This window comes from Citricoccus sp. NPDC055426 (assembly GCF_040677445.1).
In the GTDB taxonomy this organism is placed as follows: domain Bacteria; phylum Actinomycetota; class Actinomycetes; order Actinomycetales; family Micrococcaceae; genus Citricoccus.
Genome location: NZ_JBFARZ010000005.1, coordinates 16,290 through 42,521, shown reverse-complemented (window position 1 = coordinate 42,521; position 26,232 = coordinate 16,290). Strand labels below are relative to the sequence as shown.

Sequence of the window (26,232 nt, the reverse complement as noted above, 5' to 3'; positions counted from 1 at the left end):
TGCACAGTACACAGATCATCATACTGTGGCCCTGGTCACCGGCGTGATGTACGCTATCTGCAGATTAACTCAGTACACGGACGATCAGCGTTCCGTCGCATCCGAAGGAGCCCCATGCAATACCACCTCAACGGCTACCGCTATGGCGACCCCAGCATCCAGGAGGCCGCCGCCGGCCGCGAGGGTGCGCAGGGACCCCTGCCCGAATCCGTGGACGTCCTGATCGTGGGGACCGGCCCGGCGGGCACCGTCCTGGCCGCCCAACTGGCCGAGTTCCCGGAGATCGATACCCGGGTGGTGGAGCGCCGCCAAGGCCCCCTTCCGGTGGGCCAGGCCGACGGGGTGTCCTGCCGGACGGTCGAGATGTTCGACGCCTTCGGCCTGGCGCCGACCCTGTTGAACGAGGCCTACTGGGTCAACGAGACCACGTTCTGGTCCCCGGCCCCCGGGAACCGCGACGAGATCACCCGTTCCGGCCAGATCCAGGATGTGGCGGACGGGCTGAGCGAATACCCGCACGTGATCGTCAACCAGGCCCGCATGCAGGAGATGCTGCTGGAGAAGGCCGCCAAGTCCGCCTCGCGGCTTCAGGTCGACTACGGGTTCAAGGCCCTCGGCGTCGAGATCCCCGAGGACCCGGACGCCCCGGTCACCGTCACCCTCGAGGAGACGGACGAGGACGGCAGGGGCACCGGTGTCACCCGCACGGTCAGGGCCCGCTACGTGGTGGGCTGTGACGGCGCCCGCTCGGTGATCCGCACCTCGATCGGCCGGTCGCTGCACGGCGACGCCCAGAACCACGCCTGGGGCGTGATGGACATCCTGCCGGTGACGGATTTCCCGGATGTGCGCAAGAAGGCCGTCATGCAGTCCGCCTCCGGCTCCCTCCTCCAGATCCCCCGAGAGGGCGGCAACCTGGTCCGCTACTACGTGGACCTGGGAGACCTGCCCGAGGGGGACCGGAGCGTGCGCGACCGCACCACCTACGAGGACATCCTCACCGCGGCACAGAAGGCCCTGCACCCCTATTCCCTCGACGCCCGGGACGTGGCCTGGTGGAGCGTCTACGAGGTGGGACAGCGCGTCACCGACGGCTTCGACGACGTGTCCGCCGAGCTCGTCGGGACGCTGGACCCGAGGGTCTTCATCGCCGGGGACGCGTGCCACACCCACTCGGCGAAGGCCGGCCAGGGCATGAACGTGTCCATGCAGGACACCTACAACCTCGGCTGGAAGCTGGCCGCGGTGCTGCAGGGCCGTTCCCCGAACTCCCTGCTGGCCACCTACTCGGGCGAGCGGCAGCGGATCGCCGAGGAGCTCATCGCCTTCGACAAGCAGTGGTCCAGGATGATCGGTTCGAAGGCCTCGGACGTCACCGCCCAGGACGTGGAGTCCCACTTCGTGGCGGGTGGCCGGTTCACGGCAGGCCTGTCCACCGTGTACGAGCCGTCGCTGCTGACCGGGGGCACCGAGCACCAGGGGCTCGCCACGGGCTTCGAGGTCGGCGCCCGGTTCCACTCGGCCCCGGTGATCCGGGTGGCGGATGCCAAGCCGGAACAGCTGGGACACGTGCACGAGGCCGACGGCCGCTGGCGCCTCTACGCCTTCGGGGACGCCGCGGACGCCGGGGAGGAGGGCTCGGCCCTGCGGGCACTGCTCGCGTTCCTCGACGAGTCGCCGGAGTCCCCCGTGCGCCGCTTCACCCCGGCCGGGGCCGCGGACGACGCGGTGTTCGACGTCCGGGCCATCCTCCAGCAGGACCACCACGAGGTGGACCTCAACGCGATCCCCCAGTTCCTGTTCCCGGCCAAGGGCACGCTCGGACTCCGGGACTACGAGAAGGTGTTCTCCGCCGAGAAGACCAACGGCCGGCTCCTCGGCTCGGTGCCCGGACTCGAGGCCACCGCCGACATCTACGACCTGCGCGGCATCGACCGCTCCCAGGGTGCCCTCGTGGTGGTCCGTCCGGACCAGTACGTGGCCCAGGTGATGCCCCTGCAGGCCCATGCGGAACTGACGGAGTACTTCGCCTCCTTCATGCTCGAACAGCAGTAGGAACTCCCCTGACGACGGTGGGCCGGCCCGGTCACGGGCCGGCCCACCGTCGTCACCGCATCCCGAGCACGTACGCGGCCTGGCCCACATGTTGCAGCGCATCGGCGTACACGCTGACCAGGCGCACCCCACGGGTGACCGGCGGATCCCAGTTCCGGTCGATGACCTCGTCCAGGTCTGCCGCCTCCAGCCCCGCCAGGTAGTCGGCCGATTCCTCCGTCACCGCCGTCAGGTATCCGCGCAGCACCTCCCGGTCCCGGACCACGACGGCCCGGGCCTGCTCCTCCGAATGGCCGTAACCGTGGCCGGGATCGGACAGTTCGAGGGCGAACCTCTCCTCCCACCCCTGGGCGCTCCACACCTCCTGGCGGCCCGCGGCCTGGGCCACCTGGGCGTCCATCTCCCGGCCCGTGTGCCAGAGCAGCCAGGCGATCGAGTTGGGGTGGCCGCCGGGATGGTCATTGAGGTCCTCCGGACCCACACGGTCCCAGACCGACTCCAAGGCGTCCAACGGACGATGGGCCAGGTCCTTGAGCAATTCCACGGAATCCATGTCCGCCAGTGTGTCAGGACTGGTGGCAGGACGACAGGGCGTCCACGCCGGCAGGATTTCTGGCCGACAACTGGTGTGCTTTCCCAGGCCCGTGGGTAGCGTGTGCCCATGAGCATCGATCTACCCTCTGCTGACGATTTCACCGAGCTCACGCAACACCGCCATGCCTCGAGCGTGAGCGTGTACGTTGCGTCCTCCGGATCAGATGGAAACCTCTCCCCGATCGGCCGTCATCCTGAGTCCGCCCAGATCGCCCTCCGAACGGCCGTCACGGACGCGCTGTCCGGAGGGACAGCGGACGAGGTGCCGGCGTCCGACCGGGAACGACTCCTCGGACTGGTGGACGCCCTCGTGGAGGACCGTGACTTCTGGTCCACCCAGGCCCGCTCCCTGGCCGTGTTCGCCTCCCCGGACGGTCTGCGCAGCTTCCGCCTGATGAACCGGCTGCGCACCCATGGCAGCCTGGGAGACCGCTTCGACACGGGGCCGCTGATCCGGGCCACCACCTTCGCCCACAGCGGCTTCGTGCTGGCCCTGACCAAGGGATCGGTCCAGCTGCTCTCGCTCGAGTCCGATGCCTCCAACCACGAGATGGTGTTGACGGGGTTGCCGGAGGACCTGGGCCTGGAGTTGCAGACCGCGGATCACGACGGCCGGATGGACCGACAGCGGGCCGACGGGAACCAGCGCCCCAAGGCCCAGCGCCGGGACTACTGCTCGACCGTCCAGGAGGCGGTGCTGCAGCAGATCAACGGCTCCGACCATCCCCTCGTGCTGGCCGCGAGTTCCGATCTGGAACCGGCCTACCGGGAGGTCAACACCTACCGGCGGCTCGTGGAGGAGGGCATCCCGGTGAACCCGGCCTCCCTGGGACGGGACGAGCTCGCCCGGCGGGGGCGGGAGGTGCTGGACCGGAACTACGCCGCCCAGCTGGCCGAATGGCGGGAGCGTTTCGGGACCCTCCGGGCCCACGGCCGGGCCAGTGCCAAGCTCCGGGACATCGCCAGGGCGGCCACGGCCGGTCAGGTGGATGTGCTGCTGTTCGACCTGACCGCCGAACGCGAGGGGACCATCGACGAGTACGGCAACGTCACCCCGGCCGACGAACCCAGCGCGCACACCTACGGCCTCGCGGACGAGGTGGCGGCCAGGGTGTTGCGCTCCGGCGGGACCGTCAAGGCCGTCCGGGGAGCCGACCTGCCCGACGGGGCCAAGATCGCGGCGACCTTCCGCTCAGCGGTCTGAGCCCGCCCGCCTCACGTCAGCCCGGCGTCCCGGGCCACCAGGGCGGCCTGGGTCCTGGAGTGCACGCCGAGCTTGCCCAGGATCCGGGAGACATGCGTCTTGGCGGTGGCCTCCGAGATGGCCAGGGCCACCGCCACCTGTCCGTTCGAGGCGCCCCGGCCGAGGTGGGCGAGCACCTCGAGTTCTCGCCCCGTCAACCGCGCCAGCTGCACGACCGCCGACTCGGCCGCAGCGGCCGGGCCCCCCGGGGCGGCCGGGCGGGCCGCGGAGGCCAGTTCCCGGAACACGCGGCGGGTGACCTCGGGGGCCACCACCCCCTCACCGGCCGCCACGCGGCGGACCGCCGAGACCAGTTCCGGCGCCTCGGCGGTCTTCAGCAGGAACCCGGCGGCGCCGGCCCGGATCGCGGACAGCACCACCTCGTCCTCGTCGAAGGTGGTCAGCACCAGCACGGCGGCGGTGCGCTCGGCCACGATCTGGCCGGTGGCGTCCACGCCGTCCACCACCGGCATCCGCACATCCATCAGCACCACGTCCGGCCGGAGGGCCCGGGCGTTGAGCACGGCGGCCTGACCGTCCGCGGCCTCCCCCACCACCTCGATCCCCTCGGCGCGATCGAGCAGCGCGCGCAGTCCGGCACGCACCGCCCCGTGGTCGTCGGCCAGCAGCACCCGCACACTCATGCCGGCCCTCCCTCGGCGAGGAGGGTGGGGATGGTGGCGTGCAGCCGCCACCGTCCCCCGTCGTTGTTGTCGTCGTTGTCGTTGTTGTCGTCGTCGTCGTCGTGCCCGGCGTCCAGCGTGCCGCCCACGGCGCGCAACCTCTCGGCCATGGACGTCAGCCCCAGGCCCTGACCGCGCCGATGCCTGGGCGGCATCGGATTCTCGATCTCCAGGAGGACCTCGCCCGACACGGTGCCCAGGCGCACCGAGACCGGGCCGACGCCGTGCTTGCCGGCGTTCACCAGGCCCTCCTGCATCACCCGGTACAGTGCCTGCCCGGCGGCCGGGGTGACCTCCACCGGCTCCAGGACCGCCGTCAGGTCCTGGCCGGCCACGCGGTGACGCTCCACGAGCCCGGACAACGACTCGGCACCGCCGCGTGCCTGCAGATCCACGGGTTCTCCGGGTCTCTGGAGCAGGCCGATCATGGTGCGCATGTCCTCCAGCGCGGCCAACGAGGCGGCCCGGGTCTGCCGCAGGGCACCGCGGTCCCGGACCGGGTCCGAGGGGCCGGACAGGGCGGCCGCCGCCTGCAGGGCGATGCCGGTCAGGTGCGCCGAGACGGTGTCGTGCAGCTCCCGGGCCATCACGGTCCGTTCCCGCTGCACCGCCTCGGTCCGCTCCCGCTCCGCGGTGCGCCGGGCGGCCTCGAAGCGTTCGCGCTCCAGGTGGGCCGCGGAATCGGCGCGGGCCGCCCGCTCGTCGCCGTTGCGGACCTCGGCACCCCACCAGAAGGGGATCGCGACGCCGGCCGTCAGCGTCAGCGTGACCGGCACCGCATACTCCCGGCCGTCTGCCTGGCTGACCAGCACCACCCAGAGGGCCAGGACCGCGAGTCCGGACAGCCCGATGCCCAGCCGGCGCTGGGTCTGGCCGCCGCTGCGCGCCAGCACGTACGCGGTGTCCGCCCACGCCAGGAAGACGGCCAGGTGAAGACCCACACCGAGATCCGCGAGCGCGGCCGCCGAGGCCACGGCGAATCCGGCCATGACGTGACGACGCTGCAGCAGGATGCCCGCGCAGGCGCCGACCAGGGCCGCCAGGTGCCACCACACGGGGGCCGGGGCGCCGGGCATCGGCGGGGTCAGCTGCCAGGTGCCCGTCAGCAGCAGGGCCAGGCCGATTCCGAGGTACAGCAGGGGCGAGACGAACGCCCCGCGTCGGGTGCGGGCGGGCGCGGAGGATCGGGTCACCCCACCATCGTAGGGAGGCCCGAGGCCCCGCGGGTCATCCGAACGGTGTACGCCCGAGCTGCCCCGTTCGGCGGATGACACCGGCCGGCGCGGGGCGGAGGCTGATGGCATGGACCTTCTCAGCGCCTTCTCCGGCGCTCCCCTGCTGCTGATCCTGGCCGCGCTGGCCCTGGTGGACTCGACCAGTTTCGGCACCCTGGCCGTTCCCGTCTGGTTCCTGATGACCCCCGGGCGGCTGCGCACCGGCCGCATCCTGGTCTACCTCGGGACGCTGGCCGCGTTCTACGCCGCGGTGGGGTTCGCCGTGATGGCCGGGGCCGGCTGGGTCGTGGCGCATCACGCCTCCCTGCTGTCCTCCCGGCCCGTCATGGTGCTGGGGATGGTCATCGGCGTCGGGCTGTTCTGGTGGAGCTTCCGGCTGGACTCCCCCGCCGCGAAGGAGCGGTCCCGCTCCGGTGGCGGTCGGCTGTCACGGTGGCGTCAGCGGGCGGTGGGCACCGTCCCGGAGCACACCACGACGGCGGCCGGCCGGCAGGACTCCGGGCTCGGCGCCCTGATGGCCCTGGCCCTGGCGGCCGGCCTCGCCGAGATCGCCACCATGCTGCCCTACCTGGCCGCCATCGGACTGATCATGGCCCAGGGGCCGGGCGGGCCGGCGTCGGGCCTGTTGCTGGTGGGCTACTGCGCGGTGATGATGCTGCCCGCGCTGGTCCTGCTGGCCGGCAGGATCCTGGCGCGCCGTCTGATGGAGCGCCCCCTGGCCGGGCTGGACCGCTGGTTCACCCGGCACGGGGCCAGCACGGCGGCCTGGGTGGTGGGCGCCGTGGGCGTCGTCCTGGTGCTGAACACCGCGCCGGCCGTCTTCGCGGCCGACGCGGTGTCCATGACCGGCTGATCTGCGGCCGGGTCAGTCGATCCCGCGCATCGCCCGGTGCACGGGCTTGGCGATCACCAGCATGACCAGGCCGATGGCGATGGTCACCGCGCCGAGGATCCCGAAGTAGGCCCCCTCGGTCTCCGCCGAGTAGAACTCCGCCAGGGATCCGGACAGGGCGGTCCCGAGGGCCACGGAGAGGTTGTACAGGGCCACCATCAGGACCGGGTAGTTCACCGGGGCCACCTTGGTGGACAGGGACAGTCCCACCGGCGAGACGAGCAGCTCGCCCAGCGTGGCCACCAGCAGGATCATCGCGATCCACAGCACGGGCACGGCAGACGTGGAGACCATCGGCAGGAACAGCAGGAAGGCCGCACCCATCAGGGCGATGCCGATGCCGAACTTCACGGGGGTGTTCGGCTGGCGTCTGCCCAACTTGGTCCACAGCACCGCGAAGAGCGGGGCCAACAGGATGATGAACACGGGGTTGAAGGACTGCACCCACGGGATCGGCATCTCCCAGCCGAAGAGGTCACGGTCCAGCCGGTTGTCCGAGTACAGGGTGACCACCGTGAACTGCTGCTGGAACAGGGCGAAGAAGGCCGCCGAACCGATAAACAGCGGGATGAAGGCCAGGACGCGAGACCGCTCGTCCCCGGTCACCTTCGAGGAGGTCAGCAGGAACCCGAAGATGCCGATGGCCGCCACGCCGGCCAGGATGGCCACGAACCCGGCCAGGTTGCCGGGGTTGACCACACCGGTGGCCAGCAGGACCCCGACCACCACCAGCGCGGCGACGGCGATGAGGATCCACCGGGGGTAGGCGCTGCGCGGCAGGGGGTCCGGGACGGCGTGCACGTCCTCCGGCAGGTCCTTGCGGCGCACCCAGTACTGGACCAGGCCGATGGCCATGCCCACGGCCGCCAGGCCGAAGCCGAGGTGGAAGCCCCAGCTGGCCTGGACCCAGCCGGTCAGCAGCGGTCCGAAGAGCCCGCCGATGTTGACGCCCATGTAGAAGATGGAGAAGCCCGCGTCACGGCGGGTGTCCTCCTTGGTGTACAGGTGGCCCACGAGGTTCGCGACGTTCGCCTTCAGGCCGCCCGAGCCGATGGCCACGAGCAGCAGGCCCAGCACGAGCCCGGGGATGCCCGGCACCAGGGCCAGCGAGATGTGGCCGGCCATGATGAGGATCGCGCTGTAGAACATGGCGCGTTCGGAGCCGGTGATCCGGTCCGCCACCCAGCCGCCGAGGATGCAGAACACGTAGACCATGCCGCCGTAGGCGCCCACGATCCCGGCCGCGACACCCTCATCGATCCCCAGGCCGCCCTCGCCGGTCTGGAAGTACATGTAGATGAGCAGGATGCCCTGCATCCCGTAGAACGAGAACCGCTCCCACATCTCCACGCTGAAGAGGTTGGACAGGGGGCCGGGCTGCCCGAAGAAGGTGCGCCCCGAGGGGTTGCGCTCCTCGGCGGTCAGCTCGTGCGTTTCGGAGGACTCGGCCTCGGCCACGTGGGACAGCCCGGGATCGCCCGCGCCGCCCAGGCCGTGCGGCTCATTGGAAGGTGGTTTTTTCACCCCACTACTGTGCTCTTCATCCGCTGTCAAGGCAAATCCCGCGCGGGCGAGGCCGCCGCGACGGGTGCGGGGTCAGGACCGGCGGACGCGGACCACCACGTCCTGCAGGGTCAGGTCCCGGCCGTCGCGGTGCAGCGAGCGCTCGTTCTCATAGGCGGCCTCCACGGTCCAGGCGGGCCCGGCGAACAGCCCGGTGATGCCCTCCAGGCTGGCCGTGGATCCCTCGGGGTGGCCCGGTCCCCCTGCTTCGCCGTGGCCGCCCTGTGCGCCGTGTGCACCGTGACCGGAATGTCCGCCGTGAGCGCCGTGCCGGTGCCCCACGATCAGCAGGGTGCCCGCGGGGGCGACAAGCCCACCGAGGAGTGCGTAGAAGCTGAGCTGCCCCGAGTCGGGGTGCGCGTAGTGGGTGGTCACCAGGTCCCACGTCCGGCCGGGCTCCCAGCGGGTCAGGTCCGCCTCGACCCAGTCCACCCGGTCCTGGAGCCCGGCGGTGCGGGCCCGGCCGGCCGCCTGCGCCAGGGCCGTGGCCGAGAGGTCCGCCCCGGTGACCTGCCAGCCCTGTCCGGCCAGCCACAGCGCCTCGGTGCCCACGCCGCAGCCGGCGTCCAACGCCGTGCCCGGGGCCAGCGCCCCGGCCTCGGCTGGGAGGTAGGGGCTCACGGGAAGGTCCTGGCCGGCGTCGCGCTCGGCCGTGCGGCCCTCCGCCCAGTGTCCCTCCCAATACGCGTGGTCGAAGTCGTGGGTGCCGGTCGGCTCGTCGTGGGGGTTCACAGTGATGCCCTTCAATGCCCTTCGTGGAGTCTGGTTCCCTCCTACCGTCCCGCTCTTCTTCCCGTTGTGCAAGCCACTGTGCCGAATGGCAAACTGTCGGTATGAACGAGACACCGGACCAGACCCTGGACGCCGTGGGCCCGCGCCTGAAGCAGCTGAGGCTGCGGCGGGACGTCACCCTGACCGAGCTGGCCGCCGAGACCGGGATCTCCGCGAGCACCCTGTCCCGGCTGGAGGCCGGATTGCGCCGCCCCACCCTGGAGCAGCTCCTGCCGCTGGCCCGGTATCACGGGGTCACCCTCGACTCGCTGGTGGACGCACCCCGCACCGCCGATCCGCGCGTGGACCTCCGTCCCGTGCCCACGGGCGACGGCGCCGTGGCCATTCCCCTGACCCGCCGTCCCGGCGGGATCCAGGCCTACAAGTTCGTCCGGCCGACCGGCAACGACGACGTGGTCCCGGACCCGCGGACGCATGAGGGCCACGACTGGGTCTACGTCCTGAACGGGACGCTGCGCCTGGTCCTCGGGGACCAGGACCTCCGGCTGAGCGCCGGGGAGGCCGCCGAGTTCGACACCCGCACCCCGCACTGGTTCGGGGCCACCGGCGCCGGCCCCGTGGAATACCTCAGCCTCATCGGCCGGCAGGGCGAGCGGGCGCACATCCGGACCACCGACTCCCCGGGCCGCTGACGACGGCCCGGTGGGTGTAGCTTCGGGTCCATGATCCTGCCGTTCTTCACCGTCGGGCACTCCACCCGCTCCCTCGACGAGTTCCTCGCCCTGCTGCAGGCTGCCGAGATCGGCGTGGTGGTGGATGTGCGCCGCCTGCCCGGGTCCCGCCGGTACCCGCACTTCGACCAGGACCCCCTCTCCGCCTCCTTGGACGGGGCCGGGATCGGTTACGAACATCTGGCCGCCCTGACCGGACGCCGCCCCCGGGACCGGGAGGTGGACGCCGGGGTCAACGGATTCTGGGAGAACCGCAGCTTCCACAACTACGCCGATCACGCCCTCACCGGGGAGTTCGCCGAGGGCCTGGCACAATTGCGCGGCTGGGGCGCGGAGCGGCGGGCGGCGGTCATGTGCTCGGAGGCCGTGTGGTGGCGCTGTCACCGGCGGATCATCGCCGACCACCTGCTGGCCCGGGGCGAGCAGGTGCTGCACCTGATGGAGACGGACACCATGCCACCGGCCCAGCTCACCTCGGGCGCCGTGGTGGACCCCGACGACGGCCGGGTCACCTACCCGTCGGCGCCCACCGGATCCTGAGTCCGGGACGGGGCTACTCGGGCTGCTGCGCCCAGAGGTCGGGACCGAACACCTCGTAGTTGATGTTGTCTCCGGCCACGCCCTGCTCCATCAGGGCACGCCGTGCGATCTGCATGAACGGCAGCGGCCCGCACATGAACACCTGGGCCTCGCCGGGCAGCTCCACATCGGAGAGGTCCATGAATCCCGCTCGGGCCGGGTAGAGGGTGGGAGCGGTCTCGGCCCCCTCCTCGTACCAGTTCTGGGCGCGGGCGTCCGGCATCGCGAGCACCTGCCGCCGAAGCCCGTCATAGAGGGCGTGGTGCGCGTGCGAGCGGTCGGCATGGAACAGGCGCACCGTCCGTCCCGGCTGACGCCGCGAGAGGTCCTCCATGATCGCCGCGACCGGGGTGATGCCGATGCCGGCCGAGACCAGCACGAGGGGGGTCTCGGAATCGTCCAGCACCACGTCCCCGGCCGGTTGGGAGACGTCCAGGACGGTGCCTGGCTGGGCGTGCTCGTGCAGCCATCCGGACACCTGGCCGTCGGGCGCACCGTTGACGCCGTGGACCCGCTTGATCGTCACCCGCAGGGAATCGCCTCGGGGCCCGGAGGAGATGGTGTACTGGCGAGGCTGGCGCAGGCCGTCCGGCAGATCGACGGCGATGGCCACGTACTGCCCGGTGCGGTGCGAGGGCACCTGGCCCTCGACCGGGGACAGCAGCAGCGAGAAGACCTCGTCGGACTCCTCGAAGCGCTCGACCACGCGATAGGGTCGCCACGGCTGCTGCGGGTCGGTGCCCGCCTCGGCGTACAGCCGGCCCTCCTCGGCGATGAGGGCCGTGGCGAACAGCCAGTAGACCTCGTCCCACGCGGCCGCGACCTCCGGCGTGACGGCGTCCCCGAGGACCTTCTTCACCGCGCCGAGCAGATGGCGTCCGACGATGGTGTACTCGTGCGCCTTGATGCCCAGGGAGACGTGCTTGTGGGCCACCCGCTGCATCACCGGGGTGAAGTCGGGGGCCTCGGGGTCCACCAGGTGCACCGCGAACGCCACCACCGAGGCCGCCAGCGCCTTGGGTTGCTCGCCGATGTCCTGGTTGGCCCGGTTGAACACGTTCAGCAGCCCGGGGTGGGCCTCGAACATGTCCGGGTAGAAGACCTTCGTGATCTCCTCGGCGTGCTCGGCCACCACGCCGGCGGTCTGGGCCACGGTCTCTGCGTAATCGGGTGAGAGTTTCATGATGGACCTCGTTGTCGATCGGCACCTGATGTGAGTCCCCTGATGTTCCCCCATCCAGCCACCCCCGGCCAGCGTCCGCCCACCGCGGCATGAGAAAAGCCCGGGCCCCTGTTCGGGGCCCGGGCTCTCAGCGGCTCTCGCGCCGTGTGTCGGTCGGGCTAGCGGGATTTGAACCCACGACCTCTTCACCCCCAGTGAAGCGCGCTACCAAGCTGCGCCATAGCCCGTGGAACCGATCCTCACCGGATCAATCCACCAGTCAACTGTACACCAGGGTCGGCATCGTCCCGGACCATCGGGATTCAGCCGACCTTCACGACCATCTTGCCCGTGTTGGCGCCGCGCATCATGTCCAGGAACGCGTCCACGGTGTGTTCGAATCCCTCGGCGACGGTCTCCTCGTAGGTGATCCGGCCCGCGGACAGCCAGCCGCTCATCCGCTCCCTGAACTCCTCGTCCACCCCCGGGTGGTCGGCGACCACCTCATGCACGATGAAGCCCTGCATCCGCAGCCTGCGGGTGACCACGTGGCCCATGTTGTCCGGCCCGGCCGGCCGCTGGGTGGCGTTGTAACCGGAGATCGCCCCGCACAGGGCCAGCCGGCCGAAGTCGTTCATGACCTCCAGCGCGGCCTCCAGGTGGTCGCCGCCCACGTTGTCGTAGAACACGTCCAGACCGCCCTCACCCACGGCGCGCACCAACTGCTCGCGGATCGGCGCGTCGCGATAATTCAGCGCCACGTCGAAGCCGTACTTGTCCTTCAACAGCTCGACCTTCTCGGCGGATCCGGCGGCGCCGATCAGGCGGGCGGCCCCCAGCTGCCGGGCGATCTGCCCCACAGTGGTTCCCACCGCACCGGCGGCGCCGGAGACGAACACCGTGTCCCCCTCACGCAGCCTGGCGATCCGGGTCAGCCCCACATAGGCGGTCAGTCCCGGCATGCCGAGGATGCCCAGGTACAGCGAGAGCGGCAACCCGTCGAGGGCGGGAACCGCCCGGAAGGCCGAGGCGTCGTCCTGGGCCCCGTCCGTCCAGCCGTGCTGATGCAGGACCGCGGTGCCGACCGGCAGGGACTCGGCGGCGGACTCCACCACCCGGCCGATGGCGCCCCCGGTGATCGTCTCCCCCAGCGCATAGGGCTGCACGTAGCTGCGTCCCGCCCGCATCCGGCCGCGCATGTACGGGTCCACCGAGATGAACTCGTTGGTGACGCGCACCTGGCCGGGCTGCAGTCCGCCGTGGTCCACCCGCTCGACGGAGAAGTCCTCCGGCCTCGGCCAGCCCTCGGGCCGCGAGGCCAGTCGGATCTCGGTACTGCTGAACTCTGACATGGGCACTCCTTCCGGGTGGGTCATCCTCTGCCGCCGACCCTACGCCACGTGGCCCACCCGGCTCAGCCCCGCTCAGCCGCGCTCAGCGCTTGCGCGAGCGCTTCTCCCGCACGCGCATCCCGAGCTCGATGGGCGAGCCCTCGAAGCCGAAGGTCTCCCGCAGCCGGCGGATGATGAACCGCCGGTACCCGGGGTCGAGGAAACCGGTGGTGAACAGCACGAAGCGCGGCGGCTGGGTGGACGGCTGGGTCGCGAACAGGATGCGGGGCTGCTTGCCGCCCCGTACCGGGTGCGGGTGGGCCGCCACGAGCTCACCGAGGAAGGCGTTGAGCCGGCCCGTGGGGATCCGGGAGTCCCAGGAGTCCAGGGCCTGGTCCAGGGCGGGCACCAGGCGGTCCTTGTGCCACCCGGTCTTGGCCGAGAGGTTGACGCGCGGCGCCCACTGGACGTGGGCCAAGTCCCGCTCGATCTCCCGCTCCAGGTAGGTGCGGCGGTCCTCGTCCATCAGGTCCCACTTGTTGAACGCCAGCACGAGTGCGCGGCCGGAGTCCAGCACCAGCTGGAGGATCCGCACGTCCTGTTCGGAGACCACCTCGGAGGACTCCAACAGCACCACGGCCACCTCGGCCTTGTCCAGGGCGGACTGGGTCCGCAGGGAGGCGTAGTAGTCGGAACCGTGCGCCATGTGCTGGCGGCGGCGGATCCCGGCCGTGTCCACGAAACGCCACACGCGCCCGCCGAGCTCCACGAGCTCGTCCACCGGGTCACGGGTGGTGCCGGCCGTGTCATCCACGACCACCCGGTCGGAGCCGGCCAGCTGGTTCAGCAGGGAGGACTTGCCGACATTCGGCCGGCCCAGCAGCGCCACGCGGCGCGGGCCCCCGCGCGGGATGAGACCTCCGTACTCGGTGACCTCCGGCAGGGCCTCCATGGCCGCGTCGAGCAGGTCGCCGGTGCCCCGCCCGTGGACGGCGGAGACGGGGAAGGGCTGGCCCAGCCCCAGTCCCCACAGGGTGGAGGCGTCGGCCTCCTGCGAGATGTCGTCCACCTTGTTGGCCACGAGCAGCACGGGGCGGCCCTTGCGGCGCAGCAGCTTGACCACGGCCTCGTCCGTGGCGGTCGCGCCGACCGTGGCGTCCACCACGAACAGCACGGCGTCGGCCACGTCCACGGCGAGTTCGGCCTGCGCGGCCACCCGCTGGTGGAGGCCCTTGGCGTCATGCTCCCAGCCACCGGTGTCCACCACGGTGAAGGTCTTGCCGCCCCATTCGGCCTCGTAGCTGACGCGGTCCCGGGTCACGCCGGGGACGTCCTCCACCACGGCCTCACGGCGGCCGATGATGCGGTTGACCAGGGTGGACTTGCCCACGTTCGGCCGGCCGACCACGGCGAGGACCGGCGGGGCCGACTGCTCCCGCGCTTCGTCCCCGTCCTGGTCCCAGCCACCCAGCAGGGCGGCGTCCTCCTCGTCGAGCTCATAGTCCTCCAGTCCCGCGAGCAGGGCCTCGGCCCGCTGCTGGGCCTCCTCATCCGAGAGGGCGGCCAGCCTCTCATCGATCTGGTCATCGCCGGAGGGGACGTACTCGGCGCCCTCCGCTGCCTCGGATGCCGGTGATCCGCTCTGCCGTCCTGCACGGTCCTCGGTGCTCATGCGCGGTCCCCTTCCGGGTGGGTTGAATGGTTCGAGTGGTTCGGCGTCTGTTGGCGGGCCACCTCGGCCAGCATGGCCTCGACGGTCGCCGGGAAGTCGAGTTCGGTGGAGTCCACCAGGCCGACCCCGTCGGCCGGTGTCATGAAGTCCACCACGGTGGAGTCCTGGGCGTCCCGCCCCGAGACCTGTTCGGCCAGCTCCGCCGCCGCCACGGTGCCGCCCAGCTGGGCGGAGCGGCGGGAGGTGCGGGCCTCGGCGGAGGCGGTCAGCAGGATCCGGGCGTCGGCGTCCGGGGCCACCACCGTGGTGATGTCCCGGCCCTCGGCCACGATCCTCCGGTGCGCCTCGATCTCCGCACGCTGGCGGGCCACGAGCAGCTCGCGCACCGCCCGGTTGGTGGCCACCACGGAGACGACGGCGGAGATCCCGGGTTCGCGGATGGCCTCGGTGACGTCCTCGGTGCCGACCACCACGCGCTCCAGGTCGGGGTCCACGGAGAGGGCCAGGTCGATGTCCTGCACGGCGGCCACCACGGCCTCCGGGTCATCCAGGACCCCCTGGTCGCGGCAGTGCCAGGCCACGGCCCGGTACATGGCACCGGTGTCCAGGTAGACGGCACCGAGCCGGCGGGCCATCTCCCGGGAGACGGAGGACTTCCCCGAGCCGGACGGCCCGTCCACGGCGACCACCAGCCGCGCGTCGGAGACCGTCGGTGTTCCCTGCGGTGTCGTGCTGCCGGTCATTCAGACCACCTTCCATCCCTGCGCGCTCAGCGCATCCGTCAGTTCCTGCTTGCGTCCCGCCAGCACGGAGATCTCCAGCATGCCGACCTCATAGCCCGCGGAGTGGTCCATGCGCAGGTCCTCCACGTTGACCCCCGCCGTGCCCACGTCCTGCAGGACGGCGGAGATCTGGCCGGGGGTGTCGTCCACAATCACGGTCACCACGGCGAAGGCCTGCGGCGGGGCGCCGTGCTTGCCCGGGATCCGGGCGTGCCCGGCGTTGCCCTCGGCCATCAGCTGGGCGATGTCCAGCCGGGCGCCGGGGGCGGAGGGGTCCTCCATGGTGGCGATCAGCCGGTCCAGGTCCTGGCGCACCCCGTACAGGATCTGCAGGATGTCCGGGGCGTTGGCCGCCAGGATCTGCACCCACAGCTGGGGGTCGGAGGCCGCGATCCGGGTGGTGTCCCGCAGCCCGTTGCCGGACAGTGCCAGGGATGCGGCCGGGGTCTCCTGCAGCCGCGAGGAGACCAGCGAGGCGGCGATCTGCGGAAGGTGGGAGATCAGGGCCACGGAGGCGTCGTGGTCCGCGGCGTCCATCCGGTGCACGGTGGCACCCAGGGTGCGGGCCACCTCCTCGGCAGCCGCCACGGCTTCGGGAGCGGAGTCCTCCCCCGCGCACACCACCCAGGGGGCGGCGGTGAACAGCTGGCCCCGCGCGGCCACCGGTCCGGAGCGTTCCCGCCCGGCCATGGGGTGGGTGCCCACGTACAGGGCGCCTTGCGCCCCGGTCAGCGTCCCGTCCACGACGGCGGCCTGCACCTGGCGCTGGACCTGCCCCTTCACGGAGGCGATGTCCAGCACCACGGCACCGGGGAACCGCAGCAGCGAGTCGATGACCACCTGGCCGGTCACGTCCGGGGGCGAGGCCACCACGACAGTGCCGGGAGGCGTTCCGGCCCCGGCCGGCTCCTGGCCCGGGGTGCCGGTCAGGTCACCGGGGTAGGGGCGGCCGGCGCCGATGTCCTCGGCCACGGCCTGGGCCGAGGGTGAGGGATCGGCCAGGTAGACGTCCGCGCCCGCGGCGCGCAGACCCAACCCGATCGAGGTGCCGAGCAGACCCGTGCCGCGGATCAGGACGGGTTCCGGTAGACCACGGGGGGCCATCACCGGCGCATCAGAGCCCCACCGCTGTCATGATGTGGCCCATCTCCTGGTGGCTGAGCTGGCGGATGGTGCCCTGTTTCTGGTCGCCCAGCCCGATGGGGCCGAACTTCACCCGCACCAGCCGCTCCACCGGGTAGCCGACCTCCTTGAACAGGCGGCGCACGATCCGGTTCCGGCCGGAGTGCAGCACCACCTCGACGAGCACGTGGCCCGGGGTGGAGTCCACCAGCTTGAAGGAGTCGACCTTGGCGAAGCCGTCCTCCAGCTGGATGCCCTCCTTGAGCTGCGCGCCCACGCCCTTGGCCATGGGCCCGGGGACCTGGACGAGGTAGGTCTTGGGGATCTCGAAGCTCGGGTGGGTCAGCCGGTTGGCCAGCTCGCCGTCGTTGGTCAGCAGCAGCAGACCTTCGGTCTCACTGTCCAGGCGCCCCACGTGGAAGAGGCGGGAGGAGTCGAACTTGCCCTTCTTCAGGTAGTCCGAGATGCAGGTGCGGCCCTCCGGGTCGTCCATGGTGGAGACCACGCCGCGCGGCTTGTTGAACGCGTAGTAGCGCAGGGTGGTGTCCAGCTGCAGGCGGATGCCGTCCACGTGGATGACGACCCGTTCCGGGTCCACCCGGACGCCGGTCTCGGTGACCACCTTGCCGTCCACCTCCACGCGGCCCTCGGCGATGAGGTCCTCGCACACCCGGCGCGAGGCCACGCCGGCCGAGGCCATGACCTTCTGCAGGCGCACGCCCTCGGGGTCGTGGACCGAGGAGAAGTTCTGTTCGCGCTTGGCCCGGTTGGGACGCTGGGGCTTGCGGGCCGCACCGAGGTTGCGGTCGTAGCCCTCCTTCGCGTCGGAGCGGAAGGGGCCGCCCTTCTGGCCGGGGCGCGGCGTGCCGTGCTGGCGGGCCGGCTTCTGGCCGCCCTTGCCCTGTGGCTTGCTGCCTGAGGGCTTGCCGCCCTGCGGCTTGCGTCCTGCCGGCTTCCGGCCCTGCGGGTTGCGGTCGTTCATGGAACATCGTCCTTCCAGCGCCTCACGGCATGTGTAGGGGGTGAAGAGTGCTGGCCGGTGCCCTCCGTCTCTGGAGGAAGGGCCTGACCGGGTCGTCAGCAACAGTCCATCATATCCGAGGTGTCAAGGCGAGGATTCCCCTCAGCCCTGCTCCCTGCTCACCTCACAGCCCGCTGCCGCGGAAGGCCTCGTCCGTGGTGGCCAGCTCCCCCAGCTCGGACAACCCGGGCAGGTGGGCGGAGAGCTTGGGCAACTCCTGCAGGCTGCCGAGGCCCAGGGTCTGCAACAGAAAGCCGGTGGTCTCATACAGCACGGCCCCGGTCAGGGGGTCCGTGCCCGCCTCCGCCACGAGTCCCCGGCTGACGAGCGTGCGCATCACGGAGTCCGAGTTCACGCCGCGGATCCCCGCCACCCTGGACCGGGTCACGGGCTGCAGGTAGGCCACCACGGCCAGGGTCTCCAGCGCCGCCTGGGTCAGCCGAGACGTCTGCCCCTCCACCACGAACCGCTCCACCACATCGGCGTGCGCCGGCCGGGAGTAGATGCGCCACCCACCGGCCAACTCGCGCAGCTCGAAGCCGCGGCGCGGGCCTGCGGACAGCCCGTCATAGTCCTGGGCCAGGGCGGCGAGACCGGAGGCCACGGCACCCTGGTCACCTCCGGTCGCCTCGGCCAGCTGCGCCACCGTCACCGGCTCGTCCACCACCATCAGCACGGCCTCCAACTGCTCGCGCAGCGGCCCCCGGGGTTCTGGCACCCGCTCCTGATCCTGTTCCTCGCTCATCACTGGTCCTCGGGCTTCCGGTCCGCGGGCATCTGGTCCTCGGGCATCTGGTCCGGGGCCGAGGGATCCCAACGGACCACCAACTCCCCCAACGGGACCTGTTGGTCAAAGGTGACCGCCCGGTCCCGGAACATCTCCAACAGCGCCAGGAAACGCGCCACGACCACGCCGGTGGAGCCGGCGTCGGACACCAGTTCCCGGAAGGTGAGATGACCCGCCTGGCGCAGCCGCGCGGCCAGCAGGCCGCTCTGTTCCCGGACCGAGACGGGCGGGGCGTGCAGGTGGGCCAGGCCGACCTGCTCCGGCTGCCGCGGGGGCCGGGCCAGCACGTCCTCGGCCAGGGCGCCGAACTGCTCGGGGCTCAGCGTCCACACCAGTTCCGGCAGCACCGAGGCGAACCTAGGGTCCAGCGTGGTCTGGCGCGGGAAGCGGCGGGCCTCGGCCTCCATCCTCTGGCTCATGAGCGCGGAGATGTCCCGGAAGGCCTTGTACTGGAGCAGGCGGGCGAAGAGCAGGTCACGGGCCTCCAGCAGGGCCACGTCCTCCTCGGCGTCGGTGGTCCCGGCGGGCAGCAGGCGCGCCGTCTTGAGGTCGAGCAGGGTGGCCGCCACCACCAGGAAGGCGCTGGAGGCCTCCAAGGCGTCGAGGTCATGCCCGTCCCGCGGGTCCTGCGTGTCCTGCGGATCCTTCAGTCCGGTGACGTAGGCGATGAACTCGTCCGTGACCTCCGCCAGCGCCACCTCGGTGATGTCCATCTCGCGGCGGGCGATCAGGGACAGCAACAGGTCGAAGGGGCCGGCGAAGTTCTGCAGCGAGACCGTGAAGCCGGAGGGGACGTCCTCCTCCCCGTCCAGGACGGTGGCCGGGGCCGGGGCGGGTGCCCCGGCGCGTGGGGTCACGGCGCTCCGCCGCGCCAGATCAGCTCGCGGGCCAGCGTGCGGTAGGCCTTGGCGCCCTCGTGGTTCTGGGCGAACGTCGTCATGGGCTCGGCCGCCACGGTGGCGTCGGCGAACTTGATGGAACGCTTGATCACGGTCTCGAAGACGCGGTCCCCGAAGGCCTCCACCAGGCGTCCGACGACCTCCTTGGAGTGCAGGGTGCGGGCGTCGAACATGGTGGCCAGCACGCCGTCGATCTGCAGGTCGGGGTTGATCCGGTCCTGGATCTTCTCGATGGTCTCCACGAGCAGGGCCACCGCGCGCAGGGCGAAGAACTCCGCCGTCAACGGGATGATGACCCCGTGTGAGGCGGTCAGCGCGTTGACCGTCAGCAGGCCCAGGGAGGGCTGGCAGTCCACCAGGATGACGTCGTAGTCGTCCCGCACCTGCCGCAGCGAGCGTTCCAGGACCTGTTCGCGGGCCACCTCGTTGACGAGCTGGACCTCGGCGGCGGAGAGGTCGATGTTCGCGGGCAGCAGGTCGATGTTCTCGAACTCGGTGGCCACGATGGCGTCCCGGGCCATCACGGACCGCTCCATCATGACGTTGTAGACGGTCGTGTCCAGTTCGTGGGGACTCACCCCGAGCCCGGCGGACAGGGCCCCCTGGGGATCGAAGTCCACCATCAGCACCCGGCGGCCGTAACTGGCCAGGGCGGCCCCGAGGTTGATGGTAGAGGTGGTCTTGCCCACCCCGCCCTTCTGGTTGACCATCGAGATGACCCGGGCGGGACCGTGGGTCTCCAACTGCACCGGCTCCGGGAAATCATGCTTGGGCCGTCCCGTGGGTCCGATGACCGGGTCTCCGGTGATCATCAGGACTGGCGTGGGCTCTTCCTGGTTCACGATGCTGCCGTCTCCTGCCGTTGGTCCATGTGTCCGCCGTACCGTGAGCTCACCCACGCTGAACAACGCAAGCTGCTGCGGCATGGATACACCCTAGTCCGGATCGGTGGCTGCGCAGAAAAATCCCCGCGGCCCACGGCGAGCCTTGACGTTCAACCGCAGGCTGAAGGTGTAGGGCCGCGCCGCGGGCGCACGCGGGTGCCCGCAGGGCTCAGTGGCGCGGGGCGGACCCCGCCAGTTCCCACCGGGGCTCCCTCTCCTCCCCTGCGGCCGGTGCGGTCGCGGCGGCGGCCCGGTCCGCGTGTTCATCCGCACCGGCGCGGCCGCCGTTGCTGCTGCCGCTGGTGCTGTCGTCCTGGCCGGCGTTGCCGTCCTCCTCGAGGCCGTGGTTGACGACCATCTCCTCGTCGAAGGCGTCCTGACCGGAGAGCACCCGCTCGGCCTTCGCCGGGTCGAACTCGCCGACCCACTTGCCGATGAGGACCGTGGCCACGGCATTGCCGGTGAAGTTGGTCAGGGCGCGGGCCTCGGACATGAACTTGTCGATGCCCACGATCACCCCCATGCCACCCAGCAGCTGCGGCTGGTGGGCCTGCAGCCCGGCGGCCAGGGTGGCCAGGCCGGCACCGGTCACCCCGGCGGCCCCCTTGGAGGCGATGATCATGAACACCAGCAGGCCGATCTGCTCGCCCAGGTTCATCTCCAGTCCCATGGCGTTGGAGACGAACAGCGCGGCCATGGTCAGGTAGATGGCGGTCCCGTCCAGGTTGAAGGAGTAGCCGGTGGGGACGGTGACGCCGACCACGGACTTGTGCACACCGGCGTGCTCCATCTTCGCGATGAGGCGGGGCAGGGCCGACTCCGAGGAGGACGTGGCGAAGATCAGCAGGTACTCGCGGGCCAGGTACTTCATGAGCTTGAAGATGTTCACGCCCGTCACCAGCTTCAGCAGCCCGCCCAGCACCACCACGATGAACACGAGGCAGGTGGCGTAGAAGGCACCCATCAGCAGGGCCATGGCGCCGATCGCCGACCAGCCGGTGGAGCCGACCACGGCCGCGATGGCGCCGAAGGCACCGACGGGGGCGATCCACATGATCATCATCAGGACCCGGAAGACCACGCCCTGGACCAGGGCCAGCCCCTTGAGCAGCGGCTTGCCGGACTCCCCCATCCCCTGCAGGGCGAAGCCGACGAGCAGGGCCACGAAGAGCACCGGCAGCACCGGGACGGAGTCCGGGATGATCTCCAGCAGGAAGGCCACGGTGGGGTCCAGGTCCGCCTGCGCGGCCTCTGGATCGTAGGGCGTCAGCTGCAGCCCCTCCCCCGGGTGCACCAGGTTCCCGACCACCAGGCCGATCCCGAGGGCGAACGTGGACATGGTCATGAAGTAGAGCAGTGCCAGGCCGCCCACCTTGCCCACGGTGGCGGCCTTGGCGATGGAGCCGATCCCCAGCACGATGGTGCAGAAGATCACCGGGCCGATCATCATCTTGATCAGGGAGACGAAGCCGTCGCCCAAGGGTTTCAGGGACTGGCCGAACTCCGGGAACATCAGCCCGACGGCGGCCCCCAGGATCACCGAGGCGATCACCATGATGTAGAGCCAGTGGGTGCGGTCCTTCTTCTTCACCGGACCCTTCCGGTCGATACTCTGCTGTGCGTGCTGGGTCATGACTCGTCCTCTACAGTGGGGCCGTCGGCTCTCGGTTGATGTGGTTGCGACGATCATCACCACCGGCTGTGCCGCGCGTCACCTTGCGGTCATAAAGTTCACGGCGGACCACGGGACAGACACCACGGGACAGGCACGACGGGAGGAGACGGGTGGGTACGGCAGAACGCACGGCACGGCCCCCGAAGCAGCCGTGGAGCATCGCCCGGCGGCTGGCGGTGGCCCACCTCCTGGGTCTGCTGGTCATCACCGTGGTCCTCGCGGCGTTCAGCTACCTGCAGACCCACCAGACCATCTATGCCGTGGAACGCGGCAACGTCCTGGCCACTGCCCACCTGATCGCCGGTGAGGACCGCATCCGGGAGGCCTTCACGGCGCAGGACCCCACGGCGGTGCTCCAGCCGCTCACCACCGAGTTGGCCGCCCAGGCCGAGGTGGACTGGGTGACGTTCTTCGGCACCGACTACTCCCGGGTGGCCCATCGCGATCCGGCACAGAACGGGACCCGGTATCCGGGGGACCTCACGGACGTGCTGTCCGGCCGGGACCAGGTGGACACCGTGTCCACGGGTCCCGCCGGACTGTCCCTGCGGGCCCTGGTCCCCGTGTACGCGGCCGGGGCGGAGGGGGCCGAGGTGGTGGGGATCGTCGGCGTGGGGCACCGGGTCCCCGAGCTGGACATCGCGGTGGCGGCGCAGATCCCGCGCCTGCTCCTGGGCATGGCCCTGATCGCCGCACTGGGCCTGGCCGGATCCGTCCTGGTGGGCCGGTACCTCGACCGCACCACCCACGGACTCGGCCCCGAGGAGCTCGCCCACCGGTTCGCACTGCTGGACACCGCCCTGCACAATGCGAGCGAGGGCATGGTGCTGGTGGGGCGCGGCGGAGAGCTCAACCTGTACAACGACCGCGCGGCAGAGCTGTTGGCCCTGCCTCCCCTCGGGCGGCAGGACCCGCCGGGGACGGTCCGGCTGGCCGACCTGGAACTGCCGGAACCACTGGTCGGCCTGATGGCCTCGGGACGGGACGCCCGGGACGAGCTGTTCGCCGTGCCCGGCCGCATCCTGGTGGTCAACCAGCACCGCATCCGTCCCACCGGACCCCGCCCCACCGGGGAACAGGGCACCGTGGTCACCCTCTACGACCGCACCGAGGTGCAGGACATGAACCGGGAACTGGAGACCACCCAGTCCCTGACGGATGCGCTCCGTGCCCAGACCCATGAGCACGGCAACCGGCTGCACACCGTGTTGTCACTACTGGAGCTCGGGCGCCTCGACGAGGCCCGCGGCCTGCTGTCCACCGGCACGGCCTCGGCCGGTGCCGCCCAGCCCGGCCCGCTCGGCCCCACGGGCGAACCGGCCGTCCAGGCGCTGCTGGCCGCCAAGGCCGCGCAGGCCCGCGAGCGCGGCGTCCGGATGGACTACCGGCTCGAGGTGGACTCCCCCACCGGGATCTCCACCCAGGACCTCGTGACCGTCCTGGGCAACCTGGTGGACAACGCCATCGATGCCGCCGCGGACCCCTCCCGGCCACGGCAGGACCGCTGGGTGGAGGTGGAGGCCCGCACCGAGGCCGATTGGTTGATCATGCAGGTCGCCGACGGTGGCCCGGGGCCCGCGGGGGAGGACCACGAGCAGATGTTCGAGCTCGGCTACTCCACCAAACCGGCGGGGCCTGCCGGCCGCGGCATCGGACTGGCCCTGGTACGCCAGACGGTATCGGCGCTGGGCGGCACGGTGGAGCTGGCGCTGGACTCCGGCACCGTGCTGACCGCGGAGCTGCCCTTGGCGGCGGCGCCACCGGCACCCGCGGACCACCGAAGGAGATCGCCGTGACCGGTGAACGCGTGCTGATCGTCGAGGACGAGCCCCTGGCCGCCGACACCTACGGGGAGTACCTCTCCCGGGCCGGCGGATACCAGCAGGTCCACCTCTCCCCCACGCTGGCCGATGCGGTGCGCTTCCTGTCCACGCAACGGCGTGAGCACGGATCGTTCGGCGTGGACCTGGTGCTGCTGGACATGAACCTCCCGGACGGGCACGGCCTGGAGGTGCTGCGGCAGATGCGCTCGGCCGGCTTCACGGGGTCCGTGTTGGCCCTGACCGCGGCCACGGACATGGAGACCATCCGCCAGGCCATGGCCCTGGGCGTGGTGCAGTACCTCGTCAAGCCCTTCGGCTACCCCGAATTCGCCGAACGGCTCCAGGCGGTGCGGGAGCTGTCCACGGGGCTGTCCGGTGCCGGCTCGGCCCGCAGCCAGGAGGAGGTCGACCGGGCCTTCCGCCACCACGTCACCGGCGGGCCCTCGGACCTGCCCAAAGGACTGCTGGCGGACACGCTCTCGGCGGTCACCGTGGCCCTGCGTTCCGCCAGCCACCCCGGCACCGGACTCAGCGCCGGGGAGGTGGGCGCCGCCGTCGGGACGTCCCGGGTGACGGCGAGACGGTACCTGGAGCACCTCTACCGGCAGGGGCTGGTGGAGCGCACCCCGCGGTACGGCACGCCCGGGCGCCCGGAGAACGAGTACCGGTGGACCGGGACGGCGCCTTAGCGGCCCGCCCGCAGCACCGGTTCCAGGGCGTCCAGCACGGAGCGGTCCTCGATGGTGGAGGGTACCGTGTGCTCCTCACCGTCGGCCATCTGCCGCATGGTCTTGCGCAGGATCTTTCCAGAGCGGGTCTTCGGCAGCGCGTCCACCACGGCGACCTGCTTGAAGTCCGCCACGGCGCCCACGGTGGAGCGCACCGCGGCACGCAGCTCGTCCAGCAGCGCGGCCGCCCCGGCCTCGCCGTCCACCGTCACCCCGGACTTCAGCACCACGTAGCCGGAGGCCCGTTGCCCCTTGAGGGGATCGGCCAGGCCGATCACGGCGCACTCGGCCACCGCCGGGTGGGTCGCGAGCGCCTGCTCCAGGGCGCCGGTGGACAGGCGGTGCCCGGCCACGTTGATGACGTCGTCCGTGCGTCCCATGACGAACAGGTAGCCGTCCTCGTCGATCAGTCCGGAGTCGCCGGTGGCGTAGTAGCCCTCGAAGGCGCTGAGGTAGGAGTCGATGTAGCGCTGGTCGTCGCCCCACAGCGTGGTCAGGGTCCCCGGGGGCAGGGGCAGCCGCAGGGCGATGTTGCCCTCAGTCCCGGCCTCCACGGGCTGGCCGGAGCCGTCCAGGATCTGCACCGCGTAGCCCGGCGAGGGGGCGGTGCAGGAGCCGGTCTTGACCGGCAGGGCCGTCAGTCCCACGGGGTTGGCCCCGATCGGCCAGCCGGTCTCGGTCTGCCACCAGTTGTCCACCACGGGCACGCCCAACAGGTCCCCGATCCATCCCTGGGTCTCCGGGTCGAGCCGCTCCCCCGCCGCGAAGAGCGTCTTCAGCCCGGACAGGTCGTGCTCGTGCGCCAGCGCGCCCTCCGGGTCCGTCTTGCGGATGGCACGCAGCGCGGTGGGGGCGGTGAACAGCGAGCGCACCGAGTGCTGGGCGGCCACCCGCCAGAAGGCGCCGGCATCCGGCGTGCCCACGGGCTTGCCCTCGTACAGCACGGTGGTGGCCCCCACCAGCAGGGGCGCGTAGACGATGTAGGAGTGGCCCACCACCCAGCCGACGTCCGAGGCGGTGAACATCGTCTGGCCGGGGCCGACGTCGTAGATGTTCGCCATGGTCCAGGCCAGGGCGACCGCATGCCCGCCGTGGTCCCGCACCACGCCCTTGGGGGTGCCGGTGGTGCCGGAGGTGTACAGGATGTACAGCGGGTCGGTGGCCGCCACCGGCACCGGGTCCGCCGGCTCGGCCTGGGCCACGGCCTCGTCCCAGTCCAGCCATTGAGTCCCACTCCCGACGCCGGCGCGCACGTCCTGCAGGGAGGTCGCGAATCCCTCGCGCGCCTTCACCACCACGGTCCCGACGGTGTGCTCGGCCAGGGCGACGGCCTCCGCCACGGCGGGCAGGTATTCGACGCGGCGGCTCGGCTCGATCCCCCCGGAGGAGGTCACGATGGCCTTCGGCCGGGCGTCGTCGATCCGCACGGCCAGTTCGCGGGCGGCGAAGCCGCCGAACACCACGGAGTGCACGGCGCCGATCCGCGCGCACGCCAGCATGGCCACGTGCGCCTCCGGGGTCATCGGCAGGTAGATCACCACCCGGTCGCCGGGCCCCACGCCCCGGGCCCGCAGCATGCCGGCGAAGCGGGCCACCCGCTCGGTGAGCTCGGCGTAGCTGATGTGCTCCACGGAGCCCAGCACCGCCGAGTCGTAGATGATGGCCGTGCGCGCGCCGTGCCCGGCGGCCACGTGCCGGTCCAGGCAGTTGGCCGCCGTGTTCATCCGGGCGTCCGGGAACCACCGGTACAGCGGTGCGGCGGTGTCATCGAGGGCACGGGTGGGCGGCTCGATCCAGTCGATGGCAGCGGCCGCCTCCAGCCAGAACCCCTCCGGGTCCTCGAGGGAGCGCCGGTACACGGCGGCGTAGTCGGAGGGGGTGGCGTTGGCTGGGGCGGTGGACATCGCAGGGTGCTCAGGCATGGGCCCAACCTAATGAGCCACGCAGCGTCACGTCTACCCCCGAACCCCAATTATGTATACGCGCAGCGGGAAATTCGGCGTCCTAAGGCCGCATTCTCTCGAGAAATTGGCGTGGAT

General features: G+C 71.2%; 23 protein-coding genes and 1 tRNA gene. 7 read left to right on the top strand and 17 right to left on the bottom strand.

Annotated features, from left to right (window positions below):
- Positions 1–114: 114 nt before the first annotated feature.
- Positions 115–2,055, top strand: a complete 1,941-nt coding sequence (locus AB0K08_RS09255; protein WP_363353651.1) for an FAD-dependent monooxygenase — start codon at positions 115–117, stop codon at positions 2,053–2,055.
- A 52-nt stretch (positions 2,056–2,107) separates the two neighbouring features.
- Here AB0K08_RS09255 and AB0K08_RS09250 read toward each other — a convergent pair whose 3' ends face one another.
- Positions 2,108–2,608 carry a DinB family protein gene (locus tag AB0K08_RS09250; RefSeq protein ID WP_363353649.1) on the bottom strand — a complete coding sequence of 167 codons (501 nt, stop codon included), beginning with the start codon at positions 2,606–2,608 and terminating at the stop codon, positions 2,108–2,110.
- A 108-nt stretch (positions 2,609–2,716) separates the two neighbouring features.
- On the opposite strand from AB0K08_RS09250, the gene AB0K08_RS09245 reads away from it, so the two are divergent.
- Positions 2,717–3,853: a hypothetical protein gene (locus AB0K08_RS09245; RefSeq protein WP_363353647.1), complete on the top strand. Its 1,137-nt coding sequence runs from the start codon at positions 2,717–2,719 to the stop codon at positions 3,851–3,853.
- 11 nt (positions 3,854–3,864) lie between these two features.
- Here AB0K08_RS09245 and AB0K08_RS09240 read toward each other — a convergent pair whose 3' ends face one another.
- Both AB0K08_RS09240 and AB0K08_RS09235 read right to left on the bottom strand, forming a co-directional pair.
- Positions 3,865–4,536 carry a response regulator transcription factor gene (locus AB0K08_RS09240; protein WP_363353643.1) on the bottom strand — a complete coding sequence of 224 codons (672 nt, stop codon included), beginning with the start codon at positions 4,534–4,536 and terminating at the stop codon, positions 3,865–3,867.
- Positions 4,533–5,768 carry a histidine kinase gene (locus AB0K08_RS09235; protein WP_363353641.1) on the bottom strand — a complete coding sequence of 412 codons (1,236 nt, stop codon included), beginning with the start codon at positions 5,766–5,768 and terminating at the stop codon, positions 4,533–4,535. Before AB0K08_RS09235 ends, AB0K08_RS09240 begins: the two co-directional genes overlap by 4 nt.
- A gap of 109 nt (positions 5,769–5,877) precedes the next feature.
- Here AB0K08_RS09235 and AB0K08_RS09230 point away from each other — a divergent pair, with 109 nt between their 5' ends.
- Positions 5,878–6,663: a GAP family protein gene (locus AB0K08_RS09230; RefSeq protein ID WP_363353638.1), complete on the top strand. Its 786-nt coding sequence runs from the start codon at positions 5,878–5,880 to the stop codon at positions 6,661–6,663.
- Between the two features lie 12 nt (positions 6,664–6,675).
- On the opposite strand, the gene AB0K08_RS09225 is transcribed toward AB0K08_RS09230, so the two are convergent.
- Positions 6,676–8,160 carry a peptide MFS transporter gene (locus AB0K08_RS09225; RefSeq protein ID WP_363353973.1) on the bottom strand — a complete coding sequence of 495 codons (1,485 nt, stop codon included), beginning with the start codon at positions 8,158–8,160 and terminating at the stop codon, positions 6,676–6,678.
- A gap of 138 nt (positions 8,161–8,298) precedes the next feature.
- Positions 8,299–9,012 (bottom strand): class I SAM-dependent methyltransferase, encoded by a 714-nt coding sequence (locus AB0K08_RS09220; protein WP_363353636.1) that lies wholly within the window; start codon positions 9,010–9,012, stop codon positions 8,299–8,301.
- Positions 9,013–9,098: 86 nt separating this feature from the next.
- Between AB0K08_RS09220 and AB0K08_RS09215 the strand changes: the two genes are divergently transcribed.
- Both AB0K08_RS09215 and AB0K08_RS09210 read left to right on the top strand, forming a co-directional pair.
- Positions 9,099–9,689, top strand: a complete 591-nt coding sequence (locus AB0K08_RS09215) for an XRE family transcriptional regulator (protein ID WP_363353634.1) — start codon at positions 9,099–9,101, stop codon at positions 9,687–9,689.
- 30 nt (positions 9,690–9,719) lie between these two features.
- Positions 9,720–10,268, top strand: a complete 549-nt coding sequence (locus tag AB0K08_RS09210; protein ID WP_363353632.1) for a DUF488 domain-containing protein — start codon at positions 9,720–9,722, stop codon at positions 10,266–10,268.
- Between the two features lie 13 nt (positions 10,269–10,281).
- Here AB0K08_RS09210 and AB0K08_RS09205 read toward each other — a convergent pair whose 3' ends face one another.
- From AB0K08_RS09205 to AB0K08_RS09155, 11 genes are all read right to left on the bottom strand, one after another.
- Positions 10,282–11,490 (bottom strand): globin domain-containing protein, encoded by a 1,209-nt coding sequence (locus tag AB0K08_RS09205; protein WP_363353630.1) that lies wholly within the window; start codon positions 11,488–11,490, stop codon positions 10,282–10,284.
- 153 nt (positions 11,491–11,643) lie between these two features.
- Positions 11,644–11,717, bottom strand: a tRNA-Pro gene (locus tag AB0K08_RS09200).
- Between the two features lie 75 nt (positions 11,718–11,792).
- The gene (locus AB0K08_RS09195) at positions 11,793–12,821 is read right to left on the bottom strand and encodes an NADP-dependent oxidoreductase (RefSeq protein ID WP_363353628.1); all 1,029 of its coding nucleotides are present in this window, start codon (positions 12,819–12,821) and stop codon (positions 11,793–11,795) included.
- Positions 12,822–12,903: 82 nt separating this feature from the next.
- Positions 12,904–14,472 (bottom strand): ribosome biogenesis GTPase Der, encoded by a 1,569-nt coding sequence (gene der / locus AB0K08_RS09190; RefSeq protein WP_363353626.1) that lies wholly within the window; start codon positions 14,470–14,472, stop codon positions 12,904–12,906.
- Positions 14,469–15,215: a (d)CMP kinase gene (cmk, locus tag AB0K08_RS09185; protein WP_363353624.1), complete on the bottom strand. Its 747-nt coding sequence runs from the start codon at positions 15,213–15,215 to the stop codon at positions 14,469–14,471. Before cmk ends, der begins: the two co-directional genes overlap by 4 nt.
- Positions 15,216–16,358, bottom strand: a complete 1,143-nt coding sequence (locus tag AB0K08_RS09180) for a prephenate dehydrogenase (RefSeq protein WP_363353971.1) — start codon at positions 16,356–16,358, stop codon at positions 15,216–15,218.
- A gap of 10 nt (positions 16,359–16,368) precedes the next feature.
- Positions 16,369–17,358, bottom strand: coding sequence for a pseudouridine synthase (locus tag AB0K08_RS09175; RefSeq protein WP_363353622.1), 990 nt, complete (start codon positions 17,356–17,358; stop codon positions 16,369–16,371).
- Between the two features lie 163 nt (positions 17,359–17,521).
- Complete coding sequence (gene scpB / locus AB0K08_RS09170) at positions 17,522–18,142, bottom strand: SMC-Scp complex subunit ScpB (protein ID WP_363353620.1); 621 nt, start codon at positions 18,140–18,142, stop codon at positions 17,522–17,524.
- Entirely contained in the window at positions 18,142–18,996 is an 855-nt protein-coding gene (locus tag AB0K08_RS09165) for a ScpA family protein (RefSeq protein ID WP_363353969.1), read from the bottom strand. Before AB0K08_RS09165 ends, scpB begins: the two co-directional genes overlap by 1 nt.
- 41 nt (positions 18,997–19,037) lie before the next feature.
- Entirely contained in the window at positions 19,038–19,895 is an 858-nt protein-coding gene (locus AB0K08_RS09160; RefSeq protein ID WP_363353967.1) for an AAA family ATPase, read from the bottom strand.
- Positions 19,896–20,136: 241 nt separating this feature from the next.
- On the bottom strand, positions 20,137–21,600 hold the full coding sequence (locus AB0K08_RS09155) for a cation:dicarboxylase symporter family transporter (RefSeq protein WP_363353618.1): 1,464 nt from the start codon (positions 21,598–21,600) through the stop codon (positions 20,137–20,139).
- Positions 21,601–21,752: 152 nt separating this feature from the next.
- Here AB0K08_RS09155 and AB0K08_RS09150 point away from each other — a divergent pair, with 152 nt between their 5' ends.
- The gene (locus AB0K08_RS09150; protein ID WP_363353616.1) at positions 21,753–23,438 is read left to right on the top strand and encodes an ATP-binding protein; all 1,686 of its coding nucleotides are present in this window, start codon (positions 21,753–21,755) and stop codon (positions 23,436–23,438) included.
- Positions 23,435–24,154, top strand: a complete 720-nt coding sequence (locus AB0K08_RS09145) for a response regulator (RefSeq protein ID WP_363353614.1) — start codon at positions 23,435–23,437, stop codon at positions 24,152–24,154. Before AB0K08_RS09150 ends, AB0K08_RS09145 begins: the two co-directional genes overlap by 4 nt.
- Here the strand turns inward: AB0K08_RS09145 and AB0K08_RS09140 are convergent.
- Complete coding sequence (locus AB0K08_RS09140) at positions 24,151–26,115, bottom strand: AMP-binding protein (protein ID WP_363353612.1); 1,965 nt, start codon at positions 26,113–26,115, stop codon at positions 24,151–24,153. The two genes, AB0K08_RS09145 and AB0K08_RS09140, sit on opposite strands and share 4 nt — an antisense overlap.
- Positions 26,116–26,232: the final 117 nt, after the last annotated feature.